Below are 7,244 nucleotides of genomic sequence, written 5' to 3'. Positions count from 1 at the left end.
CCGCGCCCGCGACGTAGGACAAGACATTCACCGGGCCACCACCAGCACGACGAGCACGCCGAGCGCGCCGTAGGCCAGATAAAGGTGCACGCTGCCGGTGTGGGCGCGCCGGGCCACATCCGCCGCGACCTCGACCGCTCGGATCACCGGGGTATAGCAGCGTTCCTCGATGGCATCGACGATTCTGGTCCGGTAGGTGATTTTTTCGGCCAGATATTGCGATTCGGCGCTGTGCGTGACTTCGATGTCGGTGTCGGGGCGCAGGACGTCGTCGAACACCCGTTGCAACGGCTCGGCGAACGACGTTGCGGTGTACTGCATTCGCGCGGTGAGATCCTCCGCGCCGCAAGCCCACAGCGGCAACGTGGCGGCCGACGGGCGACGGCCGCGGCGCCAGAGCGTCAGCATCGCCGCGGTCACCGTGGCCACCACGACACCGACGGCGATCGCGCCCGGGGCGATCGACCCCTGCAGGCCGGGCAGCCGCACCACGGCCCCGAGACCGGTGAATCCGATTGCGCGGGCGGCCGGTAGCGCGGCGACCGCTTGGCGCAGCGCGGGTGCGATGACCGCGGGCGCCACCGCCATCGTCAGGCAGGCCGCCGCAGCGATTGCCATGGCGGCCAGCATCGTGGGTGGCGCCTCTCGGGCGTCCGCGGCCTGATCGGAACGCGGCCGCGCCAAGAACCCGATGCCGAACGCCTTGACCATCGCCGCCACGCCCAGACCCGTGGTGAGCGCGACCACCCCCACCGCCAGCGGCGTGGTCAACGCCAAGACGGCGGAATGCCCTCGGGCCGTGTGGATCAGCGACTGCACCAGCAGCCACTCGCTGACGAACCCGGCCCCCAGCGGCAACCCCGACGCCCCGAGCGCGGCGACCGCGAACAGGCTGGTCGTCGCCGGCATCCGGCGGGCCAGGCCGCCCAGCCGGTCGAGGTCGCGCAGCCCGGTCGCGGCCAATACCGATCCCGCGGCGAGGAAACCGAGGCACTTGAAGGCCGCATGCGCAACGAGGTGCAGCATGGCCGCCGCGGTGGCGATCGCGGCCGGCCCGCTTGCGCCGGTGGCCGCGAACAGGGTGGCGGCGCCAAGGGCCAGCGTGATCAGCCCGAGGTTCTCGGTGGTCGAATAGGCAAGCAGCCGTTTGAGATCCGTGGCCACCGAGGCCTGCACCACGCCGTAGAGGGCCGACACCCCGCCGACGACCATCAGGGCCAGACCCCACCAGCGAGGCCCGGGCCCGAGCAGCTGCAAATCGAAGCGACAAACGCCGTAGACGCCGAGGTTGATCATCGCCGCGCTCATCAGCGCCGACACCGGGCTCGGCGCCTCCGGGTGGGCCCGAGGCAGCCAGGCGTGCAGCGGCACCAGGCCGGCCTTCGAGCCGAACCCCGCCAGTGTCAACAGGAACACCGCGGTCTGCGCGCCCTGCGGTATCCGGTGCAAGTCGGCGAACCGGTCTGCGCCGCCCTCCGCCGTCAACACCATCAGGCCGACCAGAATCGCCACAAACCCCAACTGCGTCATCACCGCATACACCAACGCGGCGGAGCGAACCTGCGGGCGGGTGTGGTTCGCCAGCACCAGAACCAACGACGCCACCGCCATCAACTCCCACGCCAACAGGAACGTGGTGATCGACGCCGCCGCGGGCACCAGCAGCATCGCCGCGATGAACACGGGCAACACCGCCAGCGTCACCGGGCCCACCCGCTCGCGCCGGGCATAGCCAATCGTGTACAGCCCGACCGCGACGGCGACCGCCCCCGTGAGCGCCATGAAGAACCCGCCCAGCGGATCGAGGCTCAATTGGACCCCGGCCAGCGGCAGCAACCAACCGATGCGGACGTCGCGCGCCGATCCGAACATCCCCACGGCGCCCGCCCATAACCCGCCAGCGCCCAGCAGCGAGGTCAGCAGGCCGGCCCAGATTGATCCGGAGCCGTTGCGGGCCAGCGTGTTTGGCTCGGGCGCCGCTCGGGTCGTCAGCACTGCGGTCACCTGCCGGTCACCGACCGCAGCGCCGCGACGATCTGGCTCGGTGTCGGCGGGCATCCCGGGATCTCCACGTCCACCCCCACCATTTCGCCGACCGCGCCGGCCACGCCGTAGGCGTCGGCGAAGACCCCTCGGTTGATGGCACAGTCACCACACGCGATCACCCGACGCGGCAAAGGGGTCGCCTCGAGCGTGACACGCAGCGGGTCGGCCATGTTGTGCGTTACGACGCCGGTCACCAGGAGCGCATCCGCATGTCGCGGGGAGGCCACCAGGCGGGCGCCGAACCGCTCGGCGTCATAAACCGGCCCGAACGCGCCCGCGATCTCCACCTCGCACCCATTGCACGACCCCGCGTCGACGTGCCGGATCTGAAGTGAGCCGCGCACCCCGGCGGGCGGCGTGGTCACCGGCTCCGGCGCTGGTGGCGCGGGTTCGGCGATCCGGCCGACGCGCACGGCTTTGCTGATCCAGCCCATGCGCGCTACCCCGCGCCGCCGGCGCGCAGGCCTTCCAGCATCGCCACGCGGTCGCTGAGCACCCCGGTGAGCACCTTGCGCGCCACCATGAGCAGTTCGGCGATGTCCGGGGAGGCGATCGAGTAGATCATCGTGTTGCCGTCCCGCAGCGCGTCGACGACGCCGGCCCGGCGCAGGACGCCGAGCTGCTGCGAAAGGTTCGAAGCCTCGAGCCCCACCTCGGGCAACAGTTCGGCGACCGACTTCTCTCCCGTCACGAGCAGCTCCAGGATCCTGATACGCGCGGGGTGCCCCAGCGTCTTGAAGAACTCCGCTTTGAGCTTGTAGAGCGGCTCCGTCACGATAAGTCTCCTGAAGGCAGCAAAGTTTCTAGGGTTTAACGATTGAAGAATTTATCATATGGTGCTGCGCTTCTCACCTCGGGCGGTCAGGCCCGAACTCAATCGCCGGCGAGGAATGACTCGACGGCGCCGCGATACACCTGCGGCGCTTCGTCGTGAACCAGATGCCCGGCTTCCGGAACCCTTAAATACTTTGCGACAGAGCTCATTTCGGCCATTTCTCGCATCTGCCCCGGCGGGGTGACCGAGTTGCCGGCCTCGATGAGCAGCGCCGGGGCGCGCACCGCCCGCCACTGCTCCCAGTAGTCGCGGGTGCCCCATTCGGCGGCGACCTCGATCCAGCGCGCGGGGTGCCCGTGCAGGCGCCAACCGGTGGCGGTGCGGTCGAAGGCCTCCAGAAAATACTGCCCGGCAACGGGGCCGAACTCGTCGTATACGCGCTGTGCGGAGTCGAATTCGACCGGCAGGGCGTGCAGCCACGGCTCCCAGGGGCCGGTCGTGCGCCCGCGGAAGTCCGGCGCCATGTCCTCGAGCACCAGCGCGGAAACCAGTTCCGGACGCTCCGCGGCCAGACACCACGAGTGCAGGGCACCCATCGAATGCCCGACCAGCGTGACCGGCGTGCCCAGTGCGCTCACCGCGTCGGCCAGGTCGGCCACGAACCGTTCGGTGCTGATCGGGTGCGGGTCGTCGACGCCGCGGCCCCGATGCCACAAGGCGTCGTAGGTGTACACCGCGCCCAGCGCGGTCAGCCACGGCAGCTGCCTCGACCACGTGGTGCCCCGGCCCATCAGGCCGTGCACCAGCACCAACGGCTCGCCCCGCCCGCCGCGGCAAGTCAGCAGATCACCGGCCATGTCACCATCCTGCGTGCCCCGCCCTGCAGTTGGACAGGCCGGGCGAAGGGGTAGCCTAGCGGCATGTCGCCAGTGGTGAAGATCAACGCAATCGAAGTACCCGCCGACGCCGGACCCGAGCTGGAGAAGCGGTTCGCACACCGGGCGCACGCGGTCGACAACCAGCCCGGCTTCCTCGGGTTTCAGTTGCTGCGCCCGATCAAGGGCGAGAACCGCTACTTCGTCGTGACCCAGTGGGAGTCCGAAGAGGCATTTCAGGCGTGGGCGCAGGGGCCCGCGATTCAGGCCCACGCCGGCGAGCGGGCCAACCCGGTGGCGACCGGGGCGTCGCTGCTGGAATTCGAGGTTGTGATGGACGTTGCCGGCAACAAGCAGGGTGGCTAGCGGGTTCTCGGCCCGGCGCCGCGCGGTGGCGTTGAGTGCCGCCGCCGCATTGGTAGTCACGTTCGCGCCCGGTTGCGCAACCTCCCCCTCACCGCAGGCGAACGCGGCCAATCCCGGGCGGCAGATCGACGTACGAACGCCACCCGGTATCCGGGCCCAGCAGACGCTGGACATGCTCAACTCGGACTGGCCCATCGGCCCGGTTGGGGTCGGCACGCTGGCCGCACCGGACATGGTCAAGTCGGCGCAGACCACGATGGAGGGCCTGTGGTGGGACCGCCCGTTCACCCTCGACGGCGTGGATCTGGGCGCCAGCAGGGCCACCCTGCACCTGACGTCGTCCTACGGTGCGCGCCAAGACATCCGGATACACACCGACGACGGCGGGTGGGTCGATCGGTTCGACCTCGAGACGCAGGCGCCGAAGATCGATTCGTGGCACGACATCGACGCGGTGTTGAGCAAGACGGGGGCCCGCTATTCCTACCAGGTCGCCAAGGTGGACAACGGGCACTGTGACCCCGTGGCTGGGACCAATACCACCGAATCCTTGCCGCTCGCTTCCATTTTCAAGCTGTACGTGCTGCACGCCGTGGCGGGCGCCATCAAGGACGGAACGATCTCCTGGGATGATCGGCTGACCGTCACCGACAAGAGCCGCGCGGTGGGCTCGTCCGGTTTGGCTCTGCCCGCCGGAGCGCAGGTTTCGGTCCGAACGGCCGCCGAGAAGATGATCGCGACCAGCGACAACATGGCCACCGACCTGTTGATCGGAAGGCTGGGCACCCACGCGATCGAGCAGGCGCTGGTCACGGCGGGCCACCACGACCCGGCGAGCATGACGCCGTTCCCCACGATGTACGAGCTGTTCTCGGTCGGCTGGGGTAAGCCGGACCTGCGCACTCTGTGGCAACACGGGTCGCCGCAAGTCCGCGCCCAACTGCTTGCCCAGGCGAATGCGACTCCCTACGAACCGGATCCGACCCGCGCCCACACGCCGGCGTCGTCCTACGGTGCGGAGTGGTACGGCAACGCGGAGGACATCTGCCGGATCCACGCGGCGCTGCAGGCCGACGCCGTCGGCGCGGCCGCCCCCGTCAGGCAGATCCTCTCCGCGGTGTCGGGCATCCAGCTGGACCGCGACGTCTGGCCCTACATCGGCGCGAAAGCCGGTGGCCTGCCGGGTGATCTGACCTTCAGCTGGTACGCCGTCGACAAGACGCAGCAGCCGTACGTGGTCAGCTTTCAACTCAACTGGCCACGCGACCACGGGCCCAACGTGACCGGGTGGATGCTGCAGGTCGCCAAGCAGGCCTTCGCGCTGATCGCACCGCGCTGATCGTCACCCTCCAGCCACCGCTAGCCGGCTTGCGACCCAGGGGACAGCTCTCCCACAACGGCGACGAGCGCGTCGGCGCCCTCCCAGTTCAGCAGATGGCCGGCGTCCGGCACCGTGACGAGCCGTGCGCCGGGTATCCCGGCGGCGAGCCGTCGAGAGTGAATGGGCGGGGTGCTGCGATCGGCTGAACCGACCATGACAACCGTCGGAATCGAAATCTCCCCCAGGCGGGGGTAACGGTCCTCCCGCCCGAACGCCCGTAGGATCGGCGTCAGGGGCCCATGCTCGCGCATGTGTTTGTCGAAGAACTCGATGAACACCGAAATCATTGCCGGGGAGGGGCTTTTCCCGCATTGCGCCGCGCCGAAAAGCACCCCGCCGACCCGCGTTCGCACCAGCCAGCCCATGAGCCCCGACCTCATCAGCGGGATCTGCAGCCTGTTTTGCGGCGCACCGTCGTTGATCCGGCCCGCCCATGTCGCGAACAACACCAATCCCCGCAGCCGGCCGGAGACGTCCTCGTGGTCGAGCACCGCACGGACGGCGACGAAGCCGCCCATGGAGTGGGCTACCAGGACGCCATCCTCGACGTCGAAGTGCCGCAGGATGGACGCATAGTCCTCGGCCATGGGCGCGGACCCCACGCCGGCCGAACCAAGCGTGGAGCTACCGTGTCCTCGTTGGTCGAAGGCGATGAGGCGGTAGCCCCGGGCCAACAGCTCATCCCAGACGATGTTCCACTCCCCGAGCGTGCCGCCGTAGCCGTGCGCGAAAACGACGGCGGGCCCCGCGCCGGCGGTAATGGCGCGCAGCACGGTCCCGTCGGCTCGGCTGATGAAGTGCTGCTCGCCGCGCTGTTCGGTGGCGAGGCGCTCACGAGGATAGGGATCGGGATTGTTCTCGATCCGCGCGACGACCGATTGGGCGGCATAGCGAGCGGCCAGGGCGAGAAGCCCGGACAGCGTTACGGCGCCGACCGGCTTCGTCAGGGCGCGGGTCACCACGGGCCGCCTCTCCGTCGAGCGGGATTTCGGAGACTGTCTTCGAACTATTGAGGCTCCCAGATCTTGCCCGGCCGGACAACACGTGGTTCAACGACGCTTACGCAGTGGATGCGTTGCGACGCTGGCTGATTCCGGTGGCAACCGGTTACTCGTCGATACGTTGCGGGGAGCGACCGGCCCGGTAGGCGGGCTAGTTGTTGGATGGTGGTGGTTGGGGTTGGAAGGGTTGGTACCACCACCAGTCGGCGCGCTCGCCGGTGGGTCCCGGGCAGGGGGCGACCGGGGGTGGGGGCTTTGTCGGTGGCCGCGCCAGCGATCCGGGCCTCAGTGTTCGGCCGGCCTGATCGGTGACGGTCATCGTGCGTGCGGGTCCGGCGATGGTGATGACGCCACGATGATGGGCCCGGTGGTGATACGGGCAGACCAGCACGAGGTTGGTCAGCTCGGTGGGTCCGCCGTCTTCCCAGTGCCGGATGTGGTGGGCGTGCAGGCCGCGGGTGGCGCCGCAGCCGGGAACCGCGCAGCTGCGGTGGCGGTGCTCGAGCGCGCGGCGCAGTCGCCGGCTGATCAGGCGGGTGGTTCGGCCGGCGCCGATGACCTCGCCCTGGCGTTCGAACCACACTTCGCCGGTGGCGTCGCAGGTCAGGTAGCGGCGTTCGGCGTCGGTGAGCAGCGGACCCACGTGCAGTGCCGCAGTGTGCTTTTCAGCGTCGACGTGCACCACCACGGTGGTGTGCTGCCCGTGCGGGCGGCGGGTCGCCTCCGCGTCCCACCCGGCCTCGACCAGGCGCATGAACGCCTCGACGCTGCCCGGCAGGGGCGGCGCGCTGTCTGACGCT

General features: G+C 69.4%; 8 protein-coding genes. 2 read left to right on the top strand and 6 right to left on the bottom strand.

Annotated elements, in window-relative coordinates; genetic code table 11:
- Window positions 1-27: 27 nt before the first annotated feature.
- The 4 genes from A9X03_RS20260 to A9X03_RS20245 all read right to left on the bottom strand — a co-directional run bounded on the left by A9X03_RS20260 (window position 28) and on the right by A9X03_RS20245 (window position 3,678).
- Entirely contained in the window at window positions 28-2,004 is a 1,977-nt protein-coding gene (locus A9X03_RS20260) for a proton-conducting transporter membrane subunit (RefSeq protein WP_369831397.1), read from the bottom strand.
- Complete coding sequence (locus tag A9X03_RS20255; protein WP_067782229.1) at window positions 2,001-2,480, bottom strand: NADH-quinone oxidoreductase subunit B family protein; 480 nt, start codon at window positions 2,478-2,480, stop codon at window positions 2,001-2,003. Before A9X03_RS20255 ends, A9X03_RS20260 begins: the two co-directional genes overlap by 4 nt.
- A gap of 5 nt (window positions 2,481-2,485) precedes the next feature.
- On the bottom strand, window positions 2,486-2,824 hold the full coding sequence (locus tag A9X03_RS20250) for a lsr2/espR transcriptional regulator (protein WP_104182682.1): 339 nt from the start codon (window positions 2,822-2,824) through the stop codon (window positions 2,486-2,488).
- A gap of 95 nt (window positions 2,825-2,919) precedes the next feature.
- Window positions 2,920-3,678 carry an alpha/beta fold hydrolase gene (locus A9X03_RS20245; protein ID WP_067747842.1) on the bottom strand — a complete coding sequence of 253 codons (759 nt, stop codon included), beginning with the start codon at window positions 3,676-3,678 and terminating at the stop codon, window positions 2,920-2,922.
- A gap of 63 nt (window positions 3,679-3,741) precedes the next feature.
- Between A9X03_RS20245 and mhuD the strand changes: the two genes are divergently transcribed.
- On the top strand, window positions 3,742-4,062 hold the full coding sequence (gene mhuD, locus A9X03_RS20240) for a mycobilin-forming heme oxygenase MhuD (RefSeq protein ID WP_067282414.1): 321 nt from the start codon (window positions 3,742-3,744) through the stop codon (window positions 4,060-4,062).
- A complete protein-coding gene (locus tag A9X03_RS20235; protein ID WP_068262650.1) occupies window positions 4,037-5,401 on the top strand; it encodes a serine hydrolase in 1,365 nt (454 codons plus the stop codon). The genes mhuD and A9X03_RS20235 overlap by 26 nt, the downstream gene beginning before the upstream one ends.
- Before the next feature lie 20 nt (window positions 5,402-5,421).
- On the opposite strand, the gene A9X03_RS20230 is transcribed toward A9X03_RS20235, so the two are convergent.
- Together A9X03_RS20230 and A9X03_RS20225 are read right to left on the bottom strand one after the other, a co-directional pair.
- Window positions 5,422-6,402 carry an alpha/beta fold hydrolase gene (locus A9X03_RS20230; protein ID WP_231975430.1) on the bottom strand — a complete coding sequence of 327 codons (981 nt, stop codon included), beginning with the start codon at window positions 6,400-6,402 and terminating at the stop codon, window positions 5,422-5,424.
- Between the two features lie 193 nt (window positions 6,403-6,595).
- Window positions 6,596-7,244: HNH endonuclease signature motif containing protein (locus tag A9X03_RS20225; RefSeq protein WP_156746616.1), on the bottom strand; the 649-nt coding region annotated here is incomplete at its 5' end.

It is taken from the genome of Mycobacterium sp. E1715 (assembly GCF_001667625.1).
GTDB lineage: Bacteria > Actinomycetota > Actinomycetes > Mycobacteriales > Mycobacteriaceae > Mycobacterium.
Note: the sequence above shows the minus strand (reverse complement) of the source record. Positions and strands in the feature narration are given on the sequence as shown.